19 protein-coding genes are annotated in these 22,447 nt (G+C 69.7%); 13 read left to right on the top strand and 6 right to left on the bottom strand.

All coding sequences use genetic code 11. The annotated features are described in order from the left end of the window. The first annotated feature begins 43 nt into the window (after positions 1 to 43). From GA0070608_RS28170 to GA0070608_RS28160, 3 genes are all read left to right on the top strand, one after another. Complete coding sequence (locus tag GA0070608_RS28170; RefSeq protein WP_245715980.1) at positions 44 to 775, top strand: SDR family NAD(P)-dependent oxidoreductase; 732 nt, start codon at positions 44 to 46, stop codon at positions 773 to 775. Positions 776 to 858: 83 nt separating this feature from the next. Further along, on the top strand, positions 859 to 2,433 hold the full coding sequence (locus tag GA0070608_RS28165) for an AMP-binding protein (protein WP_091631991.1): 1,575 nt from the start codon (positions 859 to 861) through the stop codon (positions 2,431 to 2,433). 44 nt (positions 2,434 to 2,477) lie between these two features. Beyond that, complete coding sequence (locus GA0070608_RS28160; RefSeq protein ID WP_091631987.1) at positions 2,478 to 3,845, top strand: condensation domain-containing protein; 1,368 nt, start codon at positions 2,478 to 2,480, stop codon at positions 3,843 to 3,845. Between the two features lie 47 nt (positions 3,846 to 3,892). Here the strand turns inward: GA0070608_RS28160 and GA0070608_RS28155 are convergent, their stop codons facing one another. The 6 genes from GA0070608_RS28155 to GA0070608_RS28130 form a co-directional block, all read right to left on the bottom strand. Beyond that, positions 3,893 to 5,923: an AfsR/SARP family transcriptional regulator gene (locus tag GA0070608_RS28155; protein WP_091631983.1), complete on the bottom strand. Its 2,031-nt coding sequence runs from the start codon at positions 5,921 to 5,923 to the stop codon at positions 3,893 to 3,895. A gap of 72 nt (positions 5,924 to 5,995) precedes the next feature. Then, a complete protein-coding gene (gene asnB, locus GA0070608_RS28150; RefSeq protein WP_091631979.1) occupies positions 5,996 to 7,846 on the bottom strand; it encodes an asparagine synthase (glutamine-hydrolyzing) in 1,851 nt (616 codons plus the stop codon). A 55-nt stretch (positions 7,847 to 7,901) separates the two neighbouring features. Next, the gene (locus tag GA0070608_RS28145; RefSeq protein ID WP_091631976.1) at positions 7,902 to 8,498 is read right to left on the bottom strand and encodes a pyridoxamine 5'-phosphate oxidase family protein; all 597 of its coding nucleotides are present in this window, start codon (positions 8,496 to 8,498) and stop codon (positions 7,902 to 7,904) included. 103 nt (positions 8,499 to 8,601) lie between these two features. Continuing rightward, positions 8,602 to 10,593, bottom strand: coding sequence for an FAD-dependent oxidoreductase (locus GA0070608_RS28140; protein WP_091631972.1), 1,992 nt, complete (start codon positions 10,591 to 10,593; stop codon positions 8,602 to 8,604). 4 nt (positions 10,594 to 10,597) lie between these two features. Beyond that, positions 10,598 to 12,187 carry a class I tRNA ligase family protein gene (locus GA0070608_RS28135; protein WP_091631968.1) on the bottom strand — a complete coding sequence of 530 codons (1,590 nt, stop codon included), beginning with the start codon at positions 12,185 to 12,187 and terminating at the stop codon, positions 10,598 to 10,600. Beyond that, positions 12,184 to 12,561: a cupin domain-containing protein gene (locus GA0070608_RS28130; RefSeq protein ID WP_091631964.1), complete on the bottom strand. Its 378-nt coding sequence runs from the start codon at positions 12,559 to 12,561 to the stop codon at positions 12,184 to 12,186. The genes GA0070608_RS28135 and GA0070608_RS28130 overlap by 4 nt, the downstream gene beginning before the upstream one ends. Positions 12,562 to 12,924: 363 nt before the next feature. On the opposite strand from GA0070608_RS28130, the gene GA0070608_RS28125 reads away from it, so the two are divergent. The 10 genes from GA0070608_RS28125 to GA0070608_RS28080 all read left to right on the top strand — a co-directional run bounded on the left by GA0070608_RS28125 (position 12,925) and on the right by GA0070608_RS28080 (position 22,307). Then, positions 12,925 to 14,211: a lysine N(6)-hydroxylase/L-ornithine N(5)-oxygenase family protein gene (locus GA0070608_RS28125; RefSeq protein WP_245715978.1), complete on the top strand. Its 1,287-nt coding sequence runs from the start codon at positions 12,925 to 12,927 to the stop codon at positions 14,209 to 14,211. Then, positions 14,204 to 15,286: an NAD(P)/FAD-dependent oxidoreductase gene (locus GA0070608_RS28120; RefSeq protein WP_091631955.1), complete on the top strand. Its 1,083-nt coding sequence runs from the start codon at positions 14,204 to 14,206 to the stop codon at positions 15,284 to 15,286. Before GA0070608_RS28125 ends, GA0070608_RS28120 begins: the two co-directional genes overlap by 8 nt. Before the next feature lie 48 nt (positions 15,287 to 15,334). Beyond that, a complete protein-coding gene (locus GA0070608_RS28115; RefSeq protein WP_091631950.1) occupies positions 15,335 to 16,273 on the top strand; it encodes a dihydrodipicolinate synthase family protein in 939 nt (312 codons plus the stop codon). Continuing rightward, entirely contained in the window at positions 16,270 to 16,659 is a 390-nt protein-coding gene (locus tag GA0070608_RS28110; RefSeq protein WP_176733876.1) for an L-rhamnose mutarotase, read from the top strand. Before GA0070608_RS28115 ends, GA0070608_RS28110 begins: the two co-directional genes overlap by 4 nt. Further along, positions 16,656 to 17,690 carry a beta/alpha barrel domain-containing protein gene (locus GA0070608_RS28105; RefSeq protein WP_091631944.1) on the top strand — a complete coding sequence of 345 codons (1,035 nt, stop codon included), beginning with the start codon at positions 16,656 to 16,658 and terminating at the stop codon, positions 17,688 to 17,690. Before GA0070608_RS28110 ends, GA0070608_RS28105 begins: the two co-directional genes overlap by 4 nt. Next, positions 17,677 to 18,429 carry an HAD family hydrolase gene (locus tag GA0070608_RS28100; protein ID WP_176733875.1) on the top strand — a complete coding sequence of 251 codons (753 nt, stop codon included), beginning with the start codon at positions 17,677 to 17,679 and terminating at the stop codon, positions 18,427 to 18,429. Before GA0070608_RS28105 ends, GA0070608_RS28100 begins: the two co-directional genes overlap by 14 nt. Positions 18,430 to 18,477: 48 nt before the next feature. After that, positions 18,478 to 19,248 (top strand): SDR family oxidoreductase, encoded by a 771-nt coding sequence (locus GA0070608_RS28095; RefSeq protein WP_091631937.1) that lies wholly within the window; start codon positions 18,478 to 18,480, stop codon positions 19,246 to 19,248. Positions 19,249 to 19,574: 326 nt separating this feature from the next. Continuing rightward, on the top strand, positions 19,575 to 20,525 hold the full coding sequence (locus tag GA0070608_RS28090) for a hypothetical protein (protein ID WP_091631934.1): 951 nt from the start codon (positions 19,575 to 19,577) through the stop codon (positions 20,523 to 20,525). Positions 20,526 to 20,688: 163 nt separating this feature from the next. Next, a complete protein-coding gene (locus GA0070608_RS28085) occupies positions 20,689 to 21,411 on the top strand; it encodes an SDR family oxidoreductase (RefSeq protein ID WP_091631931.1) in 723 nt (240 codons plus the stop codon). Positions 21,412 to 21,722: 311 nt separating this feature from the next. Next, on the top strand, positions 21,723 to 22,307 hold the full coding sequence (locus tag GA0070608_RS28080; RefSeq protein WP_091631927.1) for a hypothetical protein: 585 nt from the start codon (positions 21,723 to 21,725) through the stop codon (positions 22,305 to 22,307). The last annotated feature ends 140 nt before the right edge of the window (positions 22,308 to 22,447 follow it).

Genomic DNA, 22,447 nt, shown 5'->3' with positions numbered 1-22,447 from the left:
GATGACAGCGGAAGCAGGGGCGACAGCGACGACTCGGCCTCCGGTGGCAGTCGTCAGCGGCGGAACCCGCGGTATCGGCCTCGCTTTCAGCCGCCGTCTGGTGCAGCTGGGTTTCCAGGTGAACGCGCTGTACCGGTCCGACGAGGATGGTGCGCGCAAGGCGGTGGGGGAGTTGGGCCTCAGCCTCAACCCGGTGCGGGTGGATCTGTCTGACGGAACCTCGGTGGTCGAAGCGGCGGAGGCGGTCCTGGCTGAGTACGGGCCGCCGACGGTTCTGGTCAACAACGCCGGGATCAACGTCGACCGTCCGTTCCTGAAGATGAGCCACGACGACTGGCGGCGGGTCATAGACACCAACCTGTCCGGTGTCTTCTATCTGACCCGCGCGCTCGCCCCTGCGATGGTGGCCGCAGGCACCGACGCGACGATCGTCAACGTCGGCGCCACGACGGGCATCCGCCCCCGCCGCGACGGCGCCAACTACTGTGCGAGCAAAGCGGGACTGCTCCATCTGACCAAGTGCCTCGCTCTCGAACTGGCACCCCGCGTCCGGGTCAACTGCCTGATCCCCGGCAACACCGAGACCGACGAACTGGTCGAACGGTTCAACCTGAACGATCCGGACGCCCGGCGCGGAATGCTCGACGAGATACCGCAGCGGCGGATCGCCGATCCGGAAGAGATCGCGGACGGCCTCGAATTCCTCGTCAGTCCGAGCAGCGCGTACATGACGGGACAGAAACTCGTCGTGGACGGCGGACAGTTCATGTGGTGACGGGCACGGCGGCACCTCCGGCCGCGAGCAATATCCCGCTCCTTCGACGTCTCGATCATCGCCTCCTCTGAAAGGGAAGCACCATGACGACCCGCACCCTCTACGATTGGTTCCGGGCCTCCGCCGAGGCGAATCCGGACGACCCGGCTCTTGAGGTGCTCGACGTCACCCTCACCTACGCCGAACTACGGGCCGCTGCCGAATGGATGTCGGCCCGCATCGTTGAAGCGGCGAGTGGACGGGCCGGCAGAGTGGGCCTGCTCACCTCGCGTACTGCGGTCAGCTACGTCGCCTATCTGGCAGTGCAGCGGCTCGGTGCGACCGCGGTGCCGCTGAACCCTGCCGCACCTGCGTCGCGCAACGTCGACATCACCAGGGAGAGCGGACTCGATCTCACGGTGTTCGACGACACCGCGGGTGACGGCGCGGCGGAGTACCGGCACAGCGCAGGAGTACCGCTGCTCGACATGACGGGTGAGAAGTGGCGCCCCCTGCTCGCCCCCGAACCTTCGGACGATATCCCGGACCAGGGCCACCCGCCCGAGACCGGCACGGCGTACATCATCTTCACCAGCGGAACCACCGGCAGGCCCAAGGGCGTGCCCACCACGTACGCCAGCGTGAACGCGTTCCTCACGGAGGTCATTCCGCGCTATGAACTCGGCCCCGGCTGCCGGGTTTCGCAGAACTTCGAGATGTCCTTCGACGGCTCGGTGTCCGAGATGTTCAGCACCTGGGGGTCCGGCTCGACCCTCTGCGTGGCGCAGCACGGTGACGTGTTCACCCCGGTGCGGATCGTCAACACCAAGCGGCTCACCCACTGGATGTCGGTGCCGTCCGTCATCTCCTTCGCCAAGCGCCTGCGCGCGCTGGCCCCCGGGAGCATGCCCACGCTACGGCGGGGCCTGTTCGGTGGGGAGAGGCTCGGCATCGACCAGGCCGAGGCTTGGTGCGCCGCGGCGCCGAACGCGGTCATGAACAACTGCTACGGCCCGACAGAGACCACGATCGTCATCACCGGGTACGAGGTTCCGCGGGAGCGGGCCGACTGGCCCGAGACCACCAACCGGTCCATCCCCATCGGCCTCCCGCACCCGCAGCTGGACTGGCTCCTGCTGGACGAGGACCTGCGGCCCGCCGACGACGGTGAGCTGTGTGTGCGTGGCCCGCAGCGATTCCCCGGCTATCTGGACCCCAGGGAGAACGCCGGGCGGTTCGTCCTGATGGAATCGGACTCCGACTCGAACCACGGTCGTGGCCGCATCCACGACGGCCAGGAGGCGCTCACGCCGGAGCACTACTACCGCACCGGCGACCAGTGCAGGCTCGATGGCGGTGAACTGGTCCACCTCGGACGGGTCGACGGACAGGTCAAGATCCGCGGCAATCGAATCGAACTTGGTGAGATCGAGGCGGCGCTGCGTTGTCACCTCTTGATCGACGAGGTCGTGGCCCTCGTCGTCCCCGCCGCTGATGGCGAGAACGAACTGCGCGCCGTGTATACCGGCAAGGAGGTCGCGGCGAACGAGTTCACCAAGCTTGTCTCCGCCCTGCCCGGCTATATGCATCCGCGCAGCTACCACCACCGCGAGTCGATCCCGCTGACCACGGTCGGGAAGGTGGATCGCAAGCGGCTGACCGACGAGTTGGCGGCCTGACGTGCGTCCGATGTCCGACCCCGGCAAGCTGTGCAACTCACTGAGTGACCGAGGAGACGAGTGTGACCACCAGACCTCTGGTCATCCCGGCGACGGTTCAGCAGGCCGCCCGTTGGCATACGTTGCAGAGCGTCAGGGACAGTTCCGTGCATCACATCACCTGGCGGCTGGAGTGTGCCGGACATGTCGACTTCGACGCCCTCGACGCCGCCTGGCAGACGGTGGTGAATCGTCACGAAAGCCTGCGCTCCCGGTTCGTCGCGCGCGACGGCGAGTTGGACCTGGTCATCCCACCGGCCGTGGACGTCACCGCGCGGCTGATCGAGCCGGTCGTACTTGACGTTGACCAGGCTGCTCAGGAGTTCCAGCGCGTCGCTGCGGAACTCCACGCGCAGGAGTTCCACCTGGAAGTGGGCCCCATGGCCCGACTGGCCCTGGTCAGGATCGGCGCGCAGGAAGAACTGATCCTGACCGTCCATCACATCGTGGTGGACGGCTGGGGGACGATGGTTCTGCTGAACGACCTCTCCGCCGCGTATGCGAGCTTGGTCCGAGGCGAGAAGCCGGTCTTCACCAACGACGCCGTCAGTTTCCACAGTTACGCCGAGAAGCTTCGCTCGGAGGAAGAACAGGGCCGATGGCGACGAAGCCTCGACCATTGGCGTACGACACTCGACGGGATCGTCGTCACCACGGTGGCCTATGACCGCGAGATCGGCCGTCCCACGGCGGTCGGCGATCCCGGCAAGACCGTGCGGTACCGGTTCACCGCTCAGGCCGACCTGGGAGGTGCGGCACTGGCCCAGGAACTCGGTGCCACTCAGTTCTCCGTGATGCTGGCCGCCTGGCAGATCGTTCTGGCGCGGGGTGGGGAACGCGAGTTGACCATCGGGGTCAGCAGCATGAACCGGAACACCCGCAGCGAGCAGGCGCTGGTTGGATTCCTCAGCAACGTTTGCCTGGTCCGCGCCGCGGTCGACGATCAGGCGTCGATTGGCGAGGTAGCCACCGCGGCACGGGACGCGACGTGGAACCTGCTTTCCCACCAGGGCGTGCCGTTGCCGGTCGTGCACGCGGCCCTCCCGGAGGCGACCCGGTCACGCCTGACCAACGTCAAGCTGATCCTCAATTGCCTCGGGTCGATCGGCCAGGACATGACGCTCGGCGACATCGGCCTGACCATGCTCCAGGCCCCGAACCGCGCCTCCCGGAGCGACATGATCGTCAGCTACTGGGACGGCAGCGACGGGATCCTCGCCGAGATCGAGTACAACACCGAGGTGTACGAGGAGGAGACCGTGCTGCGGATGATGCGCGACATGGATGACGTCCTGGTCATGGCCGCGGCGGACATGGACCGCCCGGTAGGCGGAGTACGGGTGCGGACCCGGTCCGCTCCCGCCGCGCAGTAGCAGCGTACGCAGACCGACGCGCATCAGTTCATTGCTGTCGAAGAGAGTTAAGACTCCGAGTGCGCCGAGCAGGATCCGTTCGCGCCCAACATGGAACGCATCCTGCCGAGGGATTCGACCAAGGCCCCGGTCCTGTCGCGCGTGACCAGGGCGTTGAGCGTTTCCCGTTCTAGGCGGTACCAGGCGCCGGGAGTCAGCCTCGTCTGTTCCCGCGCGGCAATGGCGTAGTGGTCGACAACGCGCTGTACAGCCTCGGCGGCCTCGTGGTCCGATCCTGTGATCTCTCGCGCCAGGGCCCGGACACTCTGCGGAACGCGGTAACGGTCGATCGCGAGCGATTCGATGAGCCCGACATCGACGAGCCGTTCGGCGATCTTGTGCGCCTCACCCTCCCTTGTACCGAAGAGCACTGCCAGCGCCTCGACGGTGACGATGGTCAGATCTAGGAAGCCCAGTCTCCGCAGTGCCATCACCGCTGTCACTGCCGTCCCGCCGGACTCGTCGGATAGGAGGGGGAGACTCGCCAGGAGTGAGTCGCGCAGGCTGACGTTGCCGCCGGCCAGGAAGTCGAGCCGCTGGTGCGGCTCGGCCACGTACCGTGCGAAGTCCGCGACCGACCAGTCAGGCCGTGTCGCGAGTCGGTCGGCGGCAAGACGGAGCGCGAAGGGCAAGTAATCGCAGGACCTGGCGAGTTCGGAAGCGAAGGCGGGTTCCGTGTCGATGCGCGGTGTGCCAACGCTCTGCCGGAGCAGGTCGATCGAGGCGGACACGGTTAGCCGTCCCAGCCGCAAATGCCTGAGGCCGTCCATGCCCCCTATGGGCGATCGGCTCGTGACGATAAGCGAGCAGCCAGGGGGCACGGAGAGGAACTCCTGGATCTGGTCGGAGTCGCGGACGTTGTCGAGCACGATCAAAGCCCTGCCCCCGGCCGGACCGGTCCACGCATGCGGTACCGCCGCGCCGCCGCTTCCCTGCTCCGTTCCGAACGAACGCAGAACAAGCTGCATCGCCTGGTCGGGCCGCAGGGCGGAGCTGCCTGTCGTACCCCGCATGTCCACATATACCCGCCCGCCGGGGAAATCACCGGCGGAGGCATGCGCAGCCGCGATTGCCAAGGCGCTCTTGCCCGATCCCGCCAGCCCGTGGATCGCGACCGCAGGGCGCCCCTCCGCCAGGAGCCCGACGATCGCGGCCAGTTCGGACGTCCGGCCGACGAACAGCGAGGGTTGGTGCGGGAGTAGACACGGTGCCGCCTCCGGGGACACGGCAGGCTCCCCGGGACCGGATGCCGTCGCGACAGGTAGGGCACCGTGGTCGTTGAGACGCGGATCCTCTTCCAGGATGCGCTGCTGAAGCTCGCGCAGTGGCCGGCTCGGAACGATACCCAGTTCGTCGGAGAGCAGGTGGTGGAGGTCCCGGTACGCCCCTAGTGCCTCGGCCTGTTGCCCGGTCCTGTACAGCGCCATCATCAGGTGTTCGTGGAGCCGTTCCCGCAACGGATGCTGGGCGACCAGGAGTTTGAGTTCGGGCAGTACGTCCTCGTGTTGTCCCAAGGCGATCCGCATGCCGAAGTTCGCCTCCAGCACCGCCAGCCGGGACTCCTCCAGACGCGCGGACTCGGCCATGATCGATGAGGTGAGGGCAACGTCAGCGAGGGGAGAGCCCCGCCAGAGTTCGAGCGCGGCGCTGAAGGACCTCATGGCCTCGACCAGATTCCCCGAGGCGCGCTGCATGCGGCCGGAGGCGACGAGTGACTCGTACTCGTGAAGATCAAGGCCCCCGGACGGCACGGCCAGTTGGTACCCGGCGGGCCGGGTGAGAAGGGTCTCCCCGGCGGAGTCACCGATGGCGGCGCGTAGCCGCCACACGCAGCCGGCCAGCAAGCTGCCCACGTGGCTCGACGGCCCGTCGTTCCACAGCTCCGAGTGCAACTGCTGTGCGGAAACCAGATGGTTCGCGTTCAGGAGCAGTAGTGCCATGAGCGTGCGCTGCTTGGCGGCCTTGATGGGGACCCAATTCTCGCCGTCGTGGTACTCGACCGGCCCTAGAATGCGGAACTTGATCGATGCTTGACTCATCGCTCGCCTCCCTGTCTCGGATCTCGCCAGCCCCGACGGACGATCGGTGTGTTGGGCCGACTGCGTGGGCTCTCAGTCCGACAGGACCAGCCGGGGGGCGTGGATCTCCAGCCAGGTCGCCAAGTCGAGCCAGCGCTCCAGGCCGGTGCGGGTCGTGCCGTCGACCTCATCGGCGGTCCGGGCCACGCTCTGCTGCACCCACTCCTGGTCGGTGAGCGTGTGCACGGCGTGACCTCGGTCGGCGAGCACCTCCTTGGCGTGCTGCTGGAGCGCGGCCGTGTAGAACGGGTCGCGGGTGGACGGGTAGGGGGCCTTGCGGCGCTCCAGCACCGAACGCGGCAGCAGATCGGCGGAGGCTGCCCGCAGCAGGCTCTTCTCGCGGCCATCAAAGGTCTTCATCGACCACGGCGTGTTGAAGACGTACTCGACCAGCCGGTGGTCGCAGAACGGCACCCGGACCTCCAGGCCCACGGCCATGCTGAGCCGGTCCTTGCGGTCCAGCAGGATGCGCAGGTACCGGGTCAGGTGCAGGTAGCACACCAGCCGCATCCGCGCCTCGAACGCGTCCTCGCCGGCCAGCCAGGGAGCTTCCGCGACCGCCTCCGCGTACCGCTGGCGGATGTAGCCGGGCAGGTCGAGGGCGGCCAGCAGGCCCTTGTCGTACACCCCAGTGCCGGTGTGTGGGCTGGTCACATGCGTGTGGTCGACCCAGGGGAACGAGCCGGCCTGCTGGGCTTCGGGCTGGTGCAGCCACTTGTAGCCGGCGAACACCTCGTCGGCGGACTCTCCGGACAGGGCGACAGTGGAACGTTCCCGGATGGCCTTGAACAGCAGGTAAAGGGAATTGTCAGCGTCGCCGAACCCTGTCGGTAGGTCCTTCGCGGCCACCACCGCGCGCCGTACAGCCGGATCGGCCATGCTCTGGGCGTCGAACACGAGGTTCTCGTGCGCGGTGCCGCAGTGTGCGGCGGTCTCCTTGGCGAACGGGGCGTCGGCGTCCGCCCGGAACGGGTCGGCGGTGAAGTTCTCCTCGTGCCGGGCGAAGTCGACGGAGAAGCTGCGGATCCGCTCGCTGTCGCCGAGCTCCCGCTGCGCCAATGCGGTGATGGCGCTGGAGTCGAGGCCGCCGGAGAGCAGGGTGCAGCGCGGCACGTCGGTGACCAGCTGGCGGCGCACGATGTCGGTGAGCAGCTCCCGCACCCGGGCGACAGAGGCGGCCCTGTCGTCGGTGTGCTCGGTGGCCTCCAGCTTCCAGTAGGTGTGGGTGCGTTCGCCGCCGCGGTCGACGGTGACCAGGGTGCCCGGCCGGACCTCCCGCATGCCGCGCCACACGGCGTGCCCAGGGGTACGGATCCAGGAGAACGCCTCCCGCAGCCCGTCGAGGTCGACGGCCTTCTCCGCGTAGGGGTTCGCGAGGATGGCCTTGGGCTCGGAGCCGAAGAGCACCCCGTCCTGGGTCGGGTAGTAGTACAGCGGCTTGACGCCGAGACGGTCCCGGACGAGCAGCAGCCGCTCGGTGCGGCCGTCCCAGACGACGAAGGCGTACATGCCGTTCAGCCGCTCGGCCAGCGCCTCGCCCCACTCCAGGTAGGCGTGCAGCACGACCTCGGTGTCGCTGCGGGTGCGGAAGGTGTGGCCACGGTGGCGCAGTTCGTCGCGCAGCTCAGGGAAGTTGTAGATCTCGCCCGTGTAGGCAAGGGCTACCTCGCCGCCGCCGGTGTCGTAGGACATCGGCTGACGGCCGCCCTCGATGTCGATGACGGCGAGCCGGCGGTGGCCGAGTGCCACGTGCGTCCGGGTCCACACGCCGGAGTCGTCCGGGCCGCGGCAGGCCATGGTCGCGGTCATGGCGGCGACCGTCTCCTGCTCCCGATCCCTTCGCAGGTCCCGTCCGTAGGAGACCCAACCGCTCAGACCGCACATGGCGTCTCGCCTTTCTGTGTGGCGTCGTACTACGTCTCGGACCCCGGCGGGGTCGTCAGTCGAGGTGGTGGGGCAGCGGGATGTCCGGTGCGAGCGCGGGGTCGGGCACCGGGGCGCCGCGTACGAGGCGCAGGGGTATGACGCCCGCCCACAGGCCGAGTGCGGCGTCAGGGCTGTCGCCATCGTCCGGCGGTCCGACGCGTACCTTGACCGACGCCTCTTCCAGGCTCAGGGCCAGCAACGTCGTCGCGGCCAGTTCCTTGCGACTGGGATGGCGGGCGTAGCCCCACTGACCGGGCTGGGCCTGCTCGGTGATCAGGCGCAGCCCGGCCAGGGTCTCCTCCGGGTCGGTGACCGGGCGTGGGACGCCGTAGATCATGGCGCTGCGGTAGTTGATGCTGTGCTCGAAGAGCGAGCGGGCCAGCACGATCCCGTCGACGTGGGTGACGGTCACGCAGACGGTCTGGCCCGGGGCCGAGGTCAGGCTGTGCGCGGCGACGGAGCCGTGGAAGTAGAGGGTGTCCGCAGCGGTGCCGTACACGGTGGGTACGACCACGGGGGTACCGTCGACGACGACGCCGAGGTGGCAGACGAACCCGGCGGCGAGGACGGCGTCCAGGTCCGCGCGGGCCGTGCGGCCCTTCTCCTTCATGCGGCGCAGACGCGTCCGATCCGTGACCGGAAGTTCGGCGCTGAGGGGCTGGCGCGGGGAAGTGCTCAAGGCGTCACCTTCGCTGTGTGCTGGGGCGGAGCGGTCACGGCGTGGCGCCCTGCCACTGCAGCAGGCGCCGCACGGCGGCCGCCGCCTCTTCGGCGGCACCCGGCGCCGTCTTGAAACCGGCTCCAGACCAGCACGCGGCCACCACGACCGGGGGTTCACCGGGAAGAAGGCCCAGGAACGGCCCGTCTGGATGGTACAGGTCGGCCCCGAACCGACCACCCAGGTAAGGCACCTGGGACACCCAGGGCCAGCGGTGGACGACACCGGCGCGAATGTGGGCGACCTGCTCGTCGGTGAGGTCGTCGCCGTGGTCAGCCGACACGTCCCACTCCTCGACCGGTCGGCCGGTCAGCTGGCCTCCGGCGAACGGCCCGTCCAGCTGTGGGCGGCCCCAGATGCCGCAGGTCAGGTCGCTGAATGCGGGCAGTGGTCGGCCGGGTCCGCGGAAGAAGGCGTATTGGATGCGTTTGGTGCGCGGGGCCGGGCCGCCAGAGCGGGTCGGCAGCCGGTCGCCGAGCAGCGCCGGGGTTCCGGTGCCCGCCGTCACCACGGCACAGCGGGCGATCAGCGCGCCCGCCGGGGTGCACACACGCACCCCACGCCGGTGCGGCTCCAGCGCGTGCACCGGTCCCGGGGGCAGCAGGACGGCCCCGTGCCGCAGGGCCCGGGCGAGATACAGCGCGGCAGTGCCGGCCGAATCGGCGTAGCCGCCGCCCGGTTCCCACACCGCGGCGGCGACGCCGTCCGCCGTCACGTCAGGCCAGCGTGCGGTCAGTTCGCGGGGCGTGAGCAGGTCCGCCTTGATCCCGGCCGCGGACAACTCGCTGATGCCGCGTTCGGCCTCGGCGACGTCGTCGGGGCCCAGCAGCACCACCGAGCCGGTGCGGCGGAAGCCGGCCGACCGAGGCGGCGAGGCGGTGCCCCAAAGCAACTGGTGGCTGCGCACGGCCAGGGCGCGTACGACGGGCACCGGTTCGTACGCCCGGACCAGCCCCCCGGAGGCGCGGGTGGCCGACCCGGCGTCGGGACCGAGTTCGGCGACCGCCACGGTGAGGCCCGCCGCGGCCAGTCCCGCCGCAGTGGCGGTGCCCACCACACCGGCGCCGACGACCACGACGTCGTAGCCGGTGACCGGGGTGCCCGTCGGGCGTGGTGCTGCCGGGGCCGAGAGCAGGGTGACCGGGACGACCTCCCAGCCGGCGTCGTCGTCCGCGTCGACAGGATCGCCGTCCGCGTCGAAGGAGAAGCGGGCGACCGCGCGGACGGCCGCGAGGAGCCGGTCACCGGTGGCGGCCGGGTCGGAGTGCAGGGCCCGTACGAGCGCCGCGAAGGCCGCCTCGACCTGGAGGTGGGGGCCGCCGCGCAACCGTACGACCCGGGCGGAATACGCCACGTCGCCGAGCAGATCGGCAAATTCGGGTATTGCGCAGTCGTCGGTGAAGAACAGCGGTCCGTCGTGCCCGTCCGCGCGCAGGCACCGGGCGATGTCGGCTGCGCCGTGGTGGGTGCCGCACACAACGAGGGCCTGGCCCGTCGCGGCCGGGTCCGAGGACAGGGCGACGAACCGCTCGGCGAGCCGGCGCCCGTAGGGGCTGCCGTCGTCGACGACGGTCAGGGCGCCGATGCCGAGGTCATCGGCGGCCCGGCGGATCGCAGCGGACTGACCCAGGTCGTGCGGGCACCAGCGCAGCGCTCCGCCGCCGCCGGCCAGCAGGTCAGGATCAGTGGCCAGCGGCAGCAGCACCGGGAGACCGGCCTGCCGGTAGTGCGGCAGGGCCCGTGCGGCGCCCAGGCTGTTGAAGTGCCCGATGACGGCTCGCACGACGGGCTCGGGTTCCGCCGTAAGGGCACGCGCGACGCGTTCGGCCGCGTCGGCGTCACCCCGGTCGTCGTGAAACTCCCAGACGACGCCAGGATCGCTGTGGTCGGCGGCGGCCCGGGTGAGCAGCTCGCCCCAGGCCGCTCGCGGGCCGCTGAAGGGGCCGACGACGGCGACGCGCACTTCGGTGTCATCCTGTCGCGTCATGACCTCAGTCACCGAAGACCGGACGGTCAGGCAAGGTCAGCGGCTGGCCCGCCGGGGGCGGGGTCAGCGCGGCGGCGTCGACCGCGCGGTCCGCGTCCTCGCCCAGCAGCGCGGCGAGCCGTGCCGCGCCGGCCGGCATGACGGGCGCGGCCCACGCCGACAGGGCGCCAGCGACGGCCAGTTGCGCGGTCAGGGCGGCACGGTGGGCGGAGGGCGAGCGGTCCCGCTCGTGCTCGTGGACGTACCAGAAGTCGTTCACGCCGGCGACGACCTCGTTGAGGAGGGCGACGGCACGGCGCGGGTCAAAGCCCTCGACGCTATAGGCCTCGCGCAGCTCCGCCACGGTGCGCTCCAGCCGGGCCCGCAGCCGCTGCCAGGCGGGTCCCTCGGGCCTCTCCTCGGGGGCCCGGCCGTCGCTGTCGTGGGCGACCGCCGCGAACAGCCGCTCCAGCCAGCCGTTCCACTGGACGGTGAGCAGCTCCTGGGTGCGTGCCAGGTCGGCGCGGGTGAAGCTGGTCTGGCGGCCGTTGGGCCGGTCAGCGAGTACATGATGGCGTAGGACGTCGGAGCCGGCCTCGGCGAGCGCCTCGTGGGCCCAGATGGCGTGCTGTCGGCTGGTGGAGAACTTCAGCCCCTCCAGCTGGTAGAACTCGTTGACCACGAAGGCCCGCGCCAGGGCGGCCCCGGGGTGCAGGGCGGCGTACAGGGCGGGGAACAGCACCGCGTGGAAGTAGCCGTTGTCGAAGCCGAAGAACTGCACGGGGGCGGGCCAGTTGCCCTTCTCCCGCTCCGACGCGGGCAGTTCCCATAGATAGCCCGGCGCCATCTCGAACCACACATAGGCCCGCTGGTCTTCGAAGCCAGGCACGGTCACTGGCACGCCCCACTCGCCGGGGTGACTCACCGCGATCTCCGGCAGCCCGTCGGCCAGCATCCGGTCACACAGGACCCGCAGGTGCGGCGGCATGTCGACCGCTGTCCAGAACGTCTTCAGCCGGTCGGCGAGCGGTGCCAGCGGGAAGTACAGCCGGGCGGCGTCGCGGATTTCCGCCGGGGTGCCGCAGACAGTGCACTGCGGCTCGGCCAGATCGGCGCAGTCATTGGGGCGGCCGCACGGCTCACAGGCGTTGCCGTTGGACGAGGAGCCGCAGTGCGGGCACTTCCCCGTCAGGTACGCCTCGTACAGCCAGCGCTGGCACGGGGTGCAGTACGGCAGCGGCCGGGTACGGGCGACGACGTGCCCGGCGTCGTAGAGGCGGTGCAGGAAGTCCTGGACGTAGGCGAGGTAGCCGTCCTCCTTGCGCGGATGCACCACGTTGTCGAAACCGACCTCGGCCTGCTGCCACACCCGGACGATGGACACGCCGTAGCCGTCGGCGACCTCCCCGCCGGTGCGCCCGCCGTCCTTCAGGCCGCGTACCGCGACATAGCTCTGGTGGTCGTCCAGCCCGGTGGTGTAGTGGACCTCGACCTTGTCGGCGGCGAGGAAGCGGCGCAGTACGTCGCCGGCGACGTAGGGTCCGGCGATGTGACCGACGTGCAGCTCGCCGTTGGGAGTGGGTGGGGTGGCGGTGATCCAGACTGGACCGCTCACGCGCTCACCTCCGTACCCTCGGTCCGCTTCGGCTCGTGCAGCGGCCAGTAGACCGAGAGCCAGGTCAGGGTCTCGGGTCCCGGATTGTGCACGACGTGCTCCTTGTTGCGGGGCAGGACGACCACGTCTCCGGTCGTGAACTCGGCCTTGTCGCCGCCGAGATCGAGCCTTCCGGAACCGGAGAGGACCACCATGACCTCGTCCTGGTCGTGGCAGTCGGGGTCCGAGGAGGCGCCGGCCGGCAAGAAGCAGGCCATGCCGCCGAACGGCGGTTCCTCCTGGCCCTCCTGTGCCTGCCAGGGAATGATCCGCTGGCACGCCATGCCGAACTCGCCGACAGCGGCACCTTCATGTATCCGAAATTTGGTGATCATGCATCATCCATATCCCGTAAAGGATCGCTCGACCGGGGGACCAGTGGCGTTTCCATGCCTTTTTCTGTCCCGTCAACTGTGGGCGGCGACCTCGGCGTTGAGCCAGGGGACTCGGGCGAGCTTGCAGGAAGGTGTCACCGACGAACAGGGGAATAATGGGTCATATAGGGTGAGTCGGCAGGGTGTGACGGGTCGCGGATGACAGCTCACTGCCACGCTCCGCTATCGGTCCGCTACTCGGACGGGATTCGAGATAGCTTCGACCTCGCCTCGGGCAATGGCATGTCGAACCAGTGGCCCGACGGGAAGGGAAATATCTTGATGGGGAATCCGCGCGACAATTTCTCGCCGGTTCACGACGTTGTGGGAATCGGTTTTGGGCCGGCCAATCTGGGCCTTGCCATCGCCCTTGAGGAACACAATGAGAGCGCTCCGCACGACCAGGCGGTCACCGCACTCTTCCTGGAGCGGCAGCCCGGCTTCGGCTGGCACCGGGGGATGTTGATCGACGGCGCCACCATGCAGGTGTCGTTCCTCAAGGATCTGGCCACCCTGCGCAACCCGACCAGCCACTTCGGGTTCGTCCCCTACCTGCACGCACGCGGCAGACTGGTGGACTTCATCAACCACAAGATCCTCTACCCCACTCGCGAGGAGTTCCACGACTACCTCGGGTGGGCGGCGGTCGGGGTCGACCACATGGTCTCCTACTCAAGCGAGGTGACCGAGGTCCGTGCGGCCGGCGACCTGCTCGAGGTGGTCGTCCCGGGCCCCGGCGGCAGCACCGTGCACCGTGCGCGCAACGTGGTCATCGCCTGTGGCCTGCGGCCCCGGATGCCCGACGGGGTGAAGGCCGGCGCGAACATCTGGCACAGCAGCGAGCTGCTGACCCGGCTCGCCGGGCGGACCGCGGACGTCCGCCGGTTCTTGGTGGTCGGCGCCGGACAGAGCGCCGCCGAGGCGACCGAGTACCTGCACCGCACCTACCCGCAGGCCGAGGTAGAGGCGGTCTTCGCCCGCTACGGCTACAGCCCTGCCGACGACAGTCCGTACGCCAACCGAATCTTCGACCCCGAGGCCGTTGACGTTTACTACGACGCCGACGAGGCCGCCAAGAACCGGCTGATGACTTACCACCGCAACACCAACTACTCGGTCGTGGACCTCGATCTGATCGAGGAGCTGTACCGGCGGGCGTACCAGGAGAAGGTGCGCGGCCGCACCCGCCTGCGCATACGGGGCGTCAGCGAGGTCACCGACATACGGGACGAGGGCACCGGCGTCACCGTCCGCGTCCGCTCGCAAGCCACCGGCACGGAGGAGGAGGTCGTTGCCGACGCGGCCGTCTTCGCCACCGGCTACGACGAGCAGGACCCGCTGTCGCTGCTCGGCGGCCTGGCTCCGTACTGCGCCCGGGACGGCGCCGGACGGTTGCGCGTCGGTCGCGACTACCGGCTGACTGTGGACGGCCTTGAGAACGCCGGGATCTACGTTCAGGGCGGAACCGAACACACACACGGCATCACCTCCTCGCTGCTGTCGATGGTCGCGGTCCGCTCCGGCGAGATCCTTCGCTCCGTGCTGGAGCACCGGAAGGCAGCGATGTACAGCGACGAACCGTTCACACTGGAAGGTGCCGCGCATGACTGACCCTGTCCACCGGGCGGACGTGGTCGTGGTCGGCGGTGGAGTGGTCGGTACGGCCGTCTTCCACGAACTGGCCGCCCGCGGCGCTCGCGTGACCATGGTCGAGCGGGACCGTGTCGGGCTGGGCACGACGGCCTGGAGCGGCGGCGTCGTCCGCTGCCACCACGACGACCCGGTCCTCTCCGACCGGGCGGCGGCCGGCTGGCGGTACTTCCGTCGTTTCGTCGAACACACCGGGGAACCGGCCGCCTTCCACACCAGCGGGTTCCTGTACCTGCCGGCCCCGGACCGCGCGGCCGACGCACGCGCGGAGGCGGCCCGGCTCGGTGCTCAGACGCCCGTGACCTGGCTGGAGGCCGAGGAGGTGACCAAGCGCTTCGGCCACCTGCTGGCCGGGCCGGCCGGCCACGGGGCAGTGTGGGAGCCGGAGTCTGGCTGGCTGGACCCGGTCGAGGTGACCTGCGGCTTCCTGCGCGCCGGCCGGCGCCGGGGCGGCACGGTCCTCGAAGGGGTTGCCGTGCACAGCCTCGCGCGCTCGGGCGACGGCCGGATCACCGGGGTGCGTACGGGCGCCGGAGCGGTCCGTGCCGACCGGGTGGTCCTGGCCACCGGTGCCGCCACCCCCCACCTGTTGACCTCATGGGGCCTGGCACACGACCTGTGGGCCCAGGCCGTACAGGTCGAGCTGTACCGACCCGAGGCGCCGGTGCCCGACCAGCCCGCCTACACCGACGATGAGTTCGACGTCAACGGCCGGCCCGATCCGGGCTCCGGCGGGGTCTACGTCGGGCACCCCACGCACCACCGGCTGCCCTCGCCACCCGGCCGGGAGCAGGTGGACGCGGCCCAGTCCCGGCTGGCCGCTGCGGCGGGCACCCGGCGCTGGGGATGGCTCCCCGGCAGCCGCCATCTCGGCGGGCTGCGCGCCGCGGAGTGCTGGGCGCCGGACGGCCGCGCCCGGGTCGCGGCGCACCCGGACGCCCCCGCGCTGCTGCTGGCCACCGGCTTCAACGGGGGCGGATTCAAGATGGCGCCCTGGGCCGCCGCCGAGATCGCACGCCTGGCGGGTCTGGCATGACCGGCCGGACGACGCCGCAGGGGTGGCACAACACGAAGGAGAGCATCGATGAGTCTGCGACGGCCCAACGGAATCAAGGAGACCAAGGGGGTTCTGCCGGTCGTCATCATGCCGTTTACCGACGACGGCGTCCTCGACGAGGAGGACTTCCTTGCCCAGACGGAGCACATGTTCGATGTGGGCTGCGACGGGTTCGTGGTCGGCCAGGTCTCCGAGGTGCTGCGACTGACGCACACCGAGCGGCTGCGTGTCGCCGAGCTGAGCGCGAAGGCCGCCTCCGGACGCGGTGTGTCCGTGATGAGCACCGGCGCCGAGACGCCTGAGGCCGCCGTCGAGTACAGCCGGCACGCCGAGTCCGTCGGAGTGGACGCCCTGCTTGTCATGCATCCGGCCACGATTCCGCTCGACGAGAACGGGATGGTGGAGTACTTCACCCGGGTCGTGGAGTCGGTCCGGATACCCGCGATCATCCACCACGCCAAGAGCCTGGCCAAGCAGCCCCTGACCATCGCTGCCCAGGCCCGGATGCTGGAGCGGTACGGCCCCGACCGGGTGCTGTTCAAGCCCGAGGCTCAACCCTCGCCGCCCAAGGTCAGCGAGCTGCGCGACGCCACCGGCGGACGGGCCCGCATCTTCGAGGGCGACGGCGGCATGATGCTCCTCGACTGTCACCGCCGGGGCCTGGCCGGAACGATCCCCGCCGCCGAGATCGCCGAGATCGTGGTGACCCTGTGGCGGCTGCTGGAGGCCGGCGAGCGGGAGAAGGCCGAACGGATTGGTTACCCGCTGTCGTACCTCATGTGCCACATGATGAACAGCACCGACTACTACCTGTCGATCGCCAAACGGTTTCTGAAAGAACGCGGCCTGATCAAGACCACCCATGTCCGGGGTCCGAGCCGCCACGTCCTGGACGACGAGTCCTGGACCGAAGTTCACCGCACCTACCAGTACCTGCTAACCCTTGCCAAGGAGCTCGCGCCGTGAAGAACTACGCCTTCACCATCCGCCTTCGGGACGAGGCCGCTGCGGAGAAGTACATCGCGCTCCACCGGGAGGTGTGGCCCGAGATCGTCGGACCGGGCGGCGCCCTGGAGACCATCGGCGTCCGCAAGCTGCAGATCTTCTACATCGACCCGCTCACGCTCTTCATGTACGTCGAGGCCGATGACCACTTCGAGCCCGTGCACGACTTCCTGCGCGCCAACGACCTGCACCCCCGGGTCCAGGCGTGGGACGACATGATGCACGACGGCGAGGGCAGCCTCCTGGTCCGGCACCCGGGCAACGACGGCCGCCTCAACTGGGCGCCGATGCGCCGCATCCACCACGTCGACTTCACCAATACCCTTCCTGACCTGGAGGACAAGTGAGCGCGGTGGCCCGCACCGACGTCACCGTGCTCGACTGCACGCTGAGGGACGGCGGCTACTACACAAACTGGGAGTTCGAGGCGACTCTCGTCCAGGAGTACCTCAATGCCTGCGCGGCGACCGGCGTGGACGTGGTCGAGCTGGGCTACACCCAGTTCACCCCGAGCGACCGGGGTCCATACGGCAGGTTCCCGTCGGGTGTCACGCCCGCGCTGCGCGACGCCCTGCCCGACGGCCACCGGCTGCGCTTCGCCGTCATGGTGGACGCGACGGCGCTGGCCGAGGTCCCGGCGTCCGAGGCCGGCCCGCGGCTGCGCAGCCTGCTGGCCGACGGGCCGTTGCCGGTCGACCTGGTCCGCGTGGCCGTCCACCACAGCAGGGCGGCGGGCGTCGCCGAGACCGTCGACTCCCTGCGCGGGGCCGGCTTCGGGGTCTGTCTGAACCTGATGCAGGTGGACCTGGCGTCTCCCGCCGAAGTGGCGGACCTGGTCCGCCTGGTGGCCGGCCTGGGCCCGTTGGAGTCGGTGTACCTCGCCGACTCCCTGGGCTCCCTGCACGCCCCCCGGATCACCGAACTGGTCGACCAGTTCGGGGCCGGCCATGCCGCCCCCGTGGGCCTGCACGGCCACGACAACCAGGGCTTCGCGCTGCACAACACCCTTGCCGCCGCCCAGGCGGGCGCCACCTGGGTGGACTCCACCGTCCTCGGTATGGGCCGGGGGGCCGGCAACGCCAGGACCGAACAGCTCCTGGCGGCGCTCGGCACGGACCAGCAGACGCTGCAGCCGTTGCTGGACCTGGTGGCCCGGCGCTTCGAACCGTTGATGCACAAATACCGCTGGGGCTCCAGTGCGCTCTACGCCATCGCGGGCATGCGCCGGATCCACCCGACCTACGTCCAGCGCCTGGAGGAGAGCCTGGAGCGGGATGTCGAGGTCAAACTGCGCGCCCTGGACTTCCTCGCTCAGAACCGCAAGACGTCGTTCACCGCGGCGTCGCTGGAGGACGCGCTCCGCCATGCCGCTGTCTGACCATGTCGGCGAGCGCCTCGAACAGGCGCTGGCCGCCCACCGTCTCGTCGTGTTCGACCTCGACGGCGTGGTCGTGGACTCCAACGAGCTGAAGGTGGAGTGCATGCGCGAGGCGCTGGCGGAGTTCGGAACGGAACTGGTGGACCCCTACATCCACGAGTTCCGCCGGACCTTCGGCCGCACCCGCCGTGAGCACTTCCTCTCCTTCCACCGGTACCATCTGGGCGGAGAAGAGGCCATGGGGGAGAGATTTGAGACGTTCTATCAGCGCTACGCGGGCGGCTACGCCGAGTTGCTCGCCGAGCGCTACCCCAAGGCGCCGCTGTGCCCCGACGCCGACGTGCTGGTCCGCAGCCTGTCCGCGCGCGGCCTGCCGCTGTACGTGGCCACCGGCACCCTGACCGCCGAGGCGGAACGGGTCCTGGACGGACACGGGCTGGCCGGTGAGTTCCGAGCCGTGCTCGGCGGCGATGAACCCAAGGCGCGGCGGCTGTCCACGGCGCTCGCCGACGTGGGTGCCGCCCCCGGCGAGGCGGTCCTGCTCGGCGACTCGCGCCAGGACCTCCTCGCCGCCCAGACGGTAGGCATGGGCTTCGTGCTCGTCAACGGGCACGGCTTCTTTCCGCCCGCCCAGGTGCTCGACGGCGCGGATCCCCGTAGCTCTCTGGTCGCAGCCGGATTGGACCCCAACGGCTCGCTGACCGGCATTGAGGCGTACGAGGGTCCTGCCGGACGCTGACCCAAGCCCGCACGCCCCTGAACCGACTGCGAACATGGAAGCCGCACAGTGACACTTCAGAACGGCAATCAGGCCGGCCCGGCCGGCCGCGAGCCCCGCGGCCGGCGCGTGGTCATCACCGGAGCCGCCCGGGACTTCGGCCGGACACTCGCCCTCTTCTTCGCCCGCCGCGGCGACGATGTCCTGCTCTCCGCCCGGGATCTGGCGGCGGCCGAGCACGTCGCCGACGAGATCCGCGGCCTCGGGTCGGGCAGCGTCCACGCCCTGCGCTGCGACCTGGCGGACCCGGCGTCGGTACGCGCCTTCACCGACGAGATCGCCGCGGTGACCGACCACGTCGACGTGCTGATCAACAACGGGGCCCGCTGGCTGCCCGGCGAGGACCTCGCCTCCGCCGCCGACGAGGACATCGTCGCCACGGTCGCCTCGACCGTGACCGGCACCGTCCTCGTCACCAAGCACCTGCTGCCGCTGCTGCTGAAGTCCGAACGGCCCGACGTGGTCAACCTGATCTCGTCGGCCGGGCTCACCGGAAACTATCGTACCCAGGCCCACGCCGCGTTCTATGCGGCCAAGCACGGGCAGGCCGGCCTCGCCGATCTGCTCTCCCCCCAACTACGGCCGCACGGCGTGCGCGTCATCTCGTTGTACCCGCCCGACTTCAGCAACCCGGACCCACTGGGCCCGGACTGGGACACGGCACCCCGCAGGGCGGGCGACAAGCTCACCGCCCACTCCCTCGTGGAGTGCGTCATGTTCGCCATAGACCAGCCACGGGACTGCTTCATCAAGGCGTTCCACTTCGAACAAACCGTCTGAATGAACACCATGGGTTTCCATCAGCACCACCACGCCTGTCATCGTCTCCGGCCTGATCCGGGGCCTTGAGGTACCCGGGCCCCGAAGCCTGGCGGCCCACTATCTGCTGCACCAGGTACCGAAGGATCCCGAACTGGGCTGCTCTGACCGTTCCTTGGCCGTAGGCCCGGTCGCAGGCTCGGCAGGCGATCCGCCCTCCCACCGACTCGCCCGCGGGTTCGATCACGCCATTGGCGGTTGAGTCCGCCGGACGGCCGCGTACCCGAGTTCCATCCCTCAGGATGGCCCCGACAGAGGCTCGGGTTACTGACCCGAAGGAGACGACCGTGTCCGAAGCCGGAACCGTGGTGCCCAATCCGTGGGCCAGCAAGGTGCGTCAGCACGAGGCCATTGCGGCTGTCGACCCGGAACTCGCCTTCGACCTGCACGTCCTGGCCAGCCCGGCGGAGCTAACCGCCCACCTGGCGGCCCGCCGGGACCGTACGGTCGTCCTGCGGCCGGAGATCTCCGACGACACCGGCTCCGCCGTGCTGGTCCGGCCCGGAGTCGCACCGCCGGAACCCGAGATCCGGCGGCTGTGGGACGGAGGTGGCCGAATCGTCGCCCACGACCATGTGCCCGGCACACCGTGCTTTGTCAACGGTGTCGTCCTTGACGGCGTGCTCCACCTCACCGACGTCTGGCGGTGCTTCCTGCTGGAGGAAGCCCACAGGTCACTGCTCACCAGCGTGGTGAACCTCGCGCCCGGCTCGCCGCGAGAACGCGATCTGGCGCACCGGCTGTCGTCCGTGGTGAAGGGCATCGGCCTAGCCTCGGGACCCGTCACGTTTGAGGTGGTCATGGGCGCCGACAGGACCCTGAAATTGGTCAAGTTCGCGGCCCGGACTGCGGGCCACCCCCTGCCGCACCTCTGCGCCCTGCTCGGCCTGCCCGACCAGGCGGCCGCGCTCGCCGGCGGCCCCCGGGCACTGGCCGGACGGCCGATCGAGCCGGGCTTCGTCGCCGACTACGCCTTCGTCGCTCGCGAAGGGGGCCGGCTGGTCCGCATCGAAGGCCTGGACGAGATCCGGGCGTTGCGCTCCTACGCCGGTGACATCTTCCTGCCAACTCCGGGCGAGTCGATCACCGCGACCACCGGTGAAGGCGGCGCGGGCGCCATCCTGTTGAGGCACAAGGACGAGGAAGTCCTGCTCGCCGACGTTGAGTTCTGCCAAAACCGCAATCGGGAAGGCGTCTTTTCCGTCACCGCCGACGCCCAGCGGCCCCTCGGCCGATGAGCATGCCCCTTCAAGTAATCGCTCGCAGCCCAGCCAGCCCGGCCCGCCGGGACAAGCACCGCACGCTCCCCGCACCGCGGCTGATCCGGGGCCACCGCCGCCCCGTGCAGGCCACCCTCCGTACGAGCGGACTGCCGCTCGCAACCTGAAAGGCACCACTGCGATGGAGAACCTCCGCGTCGTCATCACCGGTGCCGCCCGGGACTTCGGGCGCACCCTGGCCATCATCTTCGCCCGGCAGGGCGCCGAGGTGTTCCTCTCCGCGCGCAGCCTGGAGGGCGCCCGCCGCACCGCGCAGGAGATCCGTGACCTCGGTAGCGACCGGGTGCATGCCTTCGCCTGCGATTTCACCGATCCAGAGTCTGTACGCGCCTTCGCGGACGGCGTCCGGGAGAAGGCCGGCGCCGTCGATGTACTTCTCAACAACGGGGCCAACTGGCTGGAGAGCGAGGATCTGACCACCGCGGACGATGCCGACATCCTGGCCACCACCGCGTCCGCCGGAGGCACTGTCCTGATGGTCAAGCACTTCCTGCCGCTACTGCGTGCTTCGCAGCGGCCCGACATCGTCACCCTGGTGTCGGCGGCCGCGACGCCAAACTACACCGGCTGCGCGGGCCACGAGGCGTTCTACGCGGCCAAGGGTGGACAGGCCGCGTTCACCGGCATCCTGTCCAAGCGGCTGCGCGCGGAGGGCATCCGTGTCATCTCCCTGTTCCCACCGGACTTCGACAACATCGACCCGCTGTCGCCCGCCTGGGAGGGCGCCTCGCGCACCCCGAAGGACACCCTGACCGCGCAGTCCCTCGCGGAATGCGTTGCCTTCGCCGTCAACCAGCCCCGGGACTGCTTCCTCAGCCAGCTGCACTTCGAGCCCGGCCACTGACCGGGCACCGTGCTGTGAGCAATGCTCGAAACCTGTGGATGAACGTCAAGGCTCTGGCCGAGGTGTGGAACGCCGAGAATCGTGAGCACGCCCGCCGGCGGGTGGCCGCGTTCAAGCTGGCCAACAGCGCGAAGTTCCACCTTCGCCACCGTCCGGCACCGCGCCAAGGTCACCAAAGGAACTGGCCCGAAAGCGGCCGGCCTCGCCATGGCGTTCATGACCGACGCCGCAGCCGCCTGATCAAGATTTCTCATCCATAACTCTTGACTATTGCTCGTGCCGTATGTCCGTAACATCGAAAGGCGACAGCCATGACACTGCTCCAGGTTCTGCCCGCCACGGGCGAGGCGAAGCCGCTGCTCACCACCCGGGATCCCGACCGGATCGCGGCGCAACTCGGAGCGCACGGCGCCCGGTTCGAGCGGTGGACCCTCAAGGACCTGACGGCCGGCTTCGGCGACGACGACGTGCTCGGCCTGTACCGGACGGAGGCGGACCGGTTCTCCGCCGAGACCGGCCTGGGACATGTCGAGGTGGTCCGGATGGCACCGGACGACTCCGACCCGCGGTGGGCCGCCAAGGCCCGCACCACCCGTGACCGCTACTTCAACGAACACACCCACCGCTCGGACGAGGTCTGGTTCTTCGCCCAGGGCCGGTGCGGCTTCTATCTGCGGCTGGCCAACGACGACACCGTCCACGTGCTGATCGCCGAGCCGGGCGACCTGGTGTGCACGCCCGCTGGTGTACGGCACTGGTTCGACATGGGGGAGACGCCCGACTTCGCCGCCCTGCACATCTACGCCGCCGAGACCGACTGGGACGAGGCCTTCACCGGCGACGCGATCGCGTCCCGGTTCCCACCCATGGAGGAGTTGCTGGCCACGGCTCGCTGACCCGAGGGCGCTGCGTCCGTCCTTCCCGCTCGCCCGCCGGGGTGCCCGGCACCACCGTGCCGCGCACCCCCGGAACAGTCCCGCTCACCCCGAATCTGGAGCGACATGACGTCCATGACCGCTCCCGCCACCGCTGAGCG

It is taken from the genome of Micromonospora peucetia (genome assembly GCF_900091625.1).
GTDB lineage: Bacteria > Actinomycetota > Actinomycetes > Mycobacteriales > Micromonosporaceae > Micromonospora > Micromonospora peucetia.
Note: the sequence above shows the minus strand (reverse complement) of the source record. Positions and strands in the feature narration are given on the sequence as shown.

Bases quoted from the DNA above. Each gene is read 5' to 3' on its own strand.
- GA0070608_RS28165 (WP_091631991.1), top strand. From the start codon at position 859: ATGACGACCCGCACCCTCTACGATTGGTTCCGGGCCTCCGCCGAGGCG.
- GA0070608_RS28155 (WP_091631983.1), bottom strand. From the start codon at position 5,923: ATGAGTCAAGCATCGATCAAGTTCCGCATTCTAGGGCCGGTCGAGTAC.
- asnB (WP_091631979.1), bottom strand. From the start codon at position 7,846: ATGTGCGGTCTGAGCGGTTGGGTCTCCTACGGACGGGACCTGCGAAGG.
- GA0070608_RS28145 (WP_091631976.1), bottom strand. From the start codon at position 8,498: ATGAAGGAGAAGGGCCGCACGGCCCGCGCGGACCTGGACGCCGTCCTC.
- GA0070608_RS28140 (WP_091631972.1), bottom strand. From the start codon at position 10,593: ATGACGCGACAGGATGACACCGAAGTGCGCGTCGCCGTCGTCGGCCCC.
- GA0070608_RS28130 (WP_091631964.1), bottom strand. From the start codon at position 12,561: ATGATCACCAAATTTCGGATACATGAAGGTGCCGCTGTCGGCGAGTTC.
- GA0070608_RS28120 (WP_091631955.1), top strand. From the start codon at position 14,204: ATGACTGACCCTGTCCACCGGGCGGACGTGGTCGTGGTCGGCGGTGGA.
- GA0070608_RS28115 (WP_091631950.1), top strand. From the start codon at position 15,335: ATGAGTCTGCGACGGCCCAACGGAATCAAGGAGACCAAGGGGGTTCTG.
- GA0070608_RS28100 (WP_176733875.1), top strand. From the start codon at position 17,677: ATGCCGCTGTCTGACCATGTCGGCGAGCGCCTCGAACAGGCGCTGGCC.
- GA0070608_RS28085 (WP_091631931.1), top strand. From the start codon at position 20,689: ATGGAGAACCTCCGCGTCGTCATCACCGGTGCCGCCCGGGACTTCGGG.
- GA0070608_RS28080 (WP_091631927.1), top strand. From the start codon at position 21,723: ATGACACTGCTCCAGGTTCTGCCCGCCACGGGCGAGGCGAAGCCGCTG.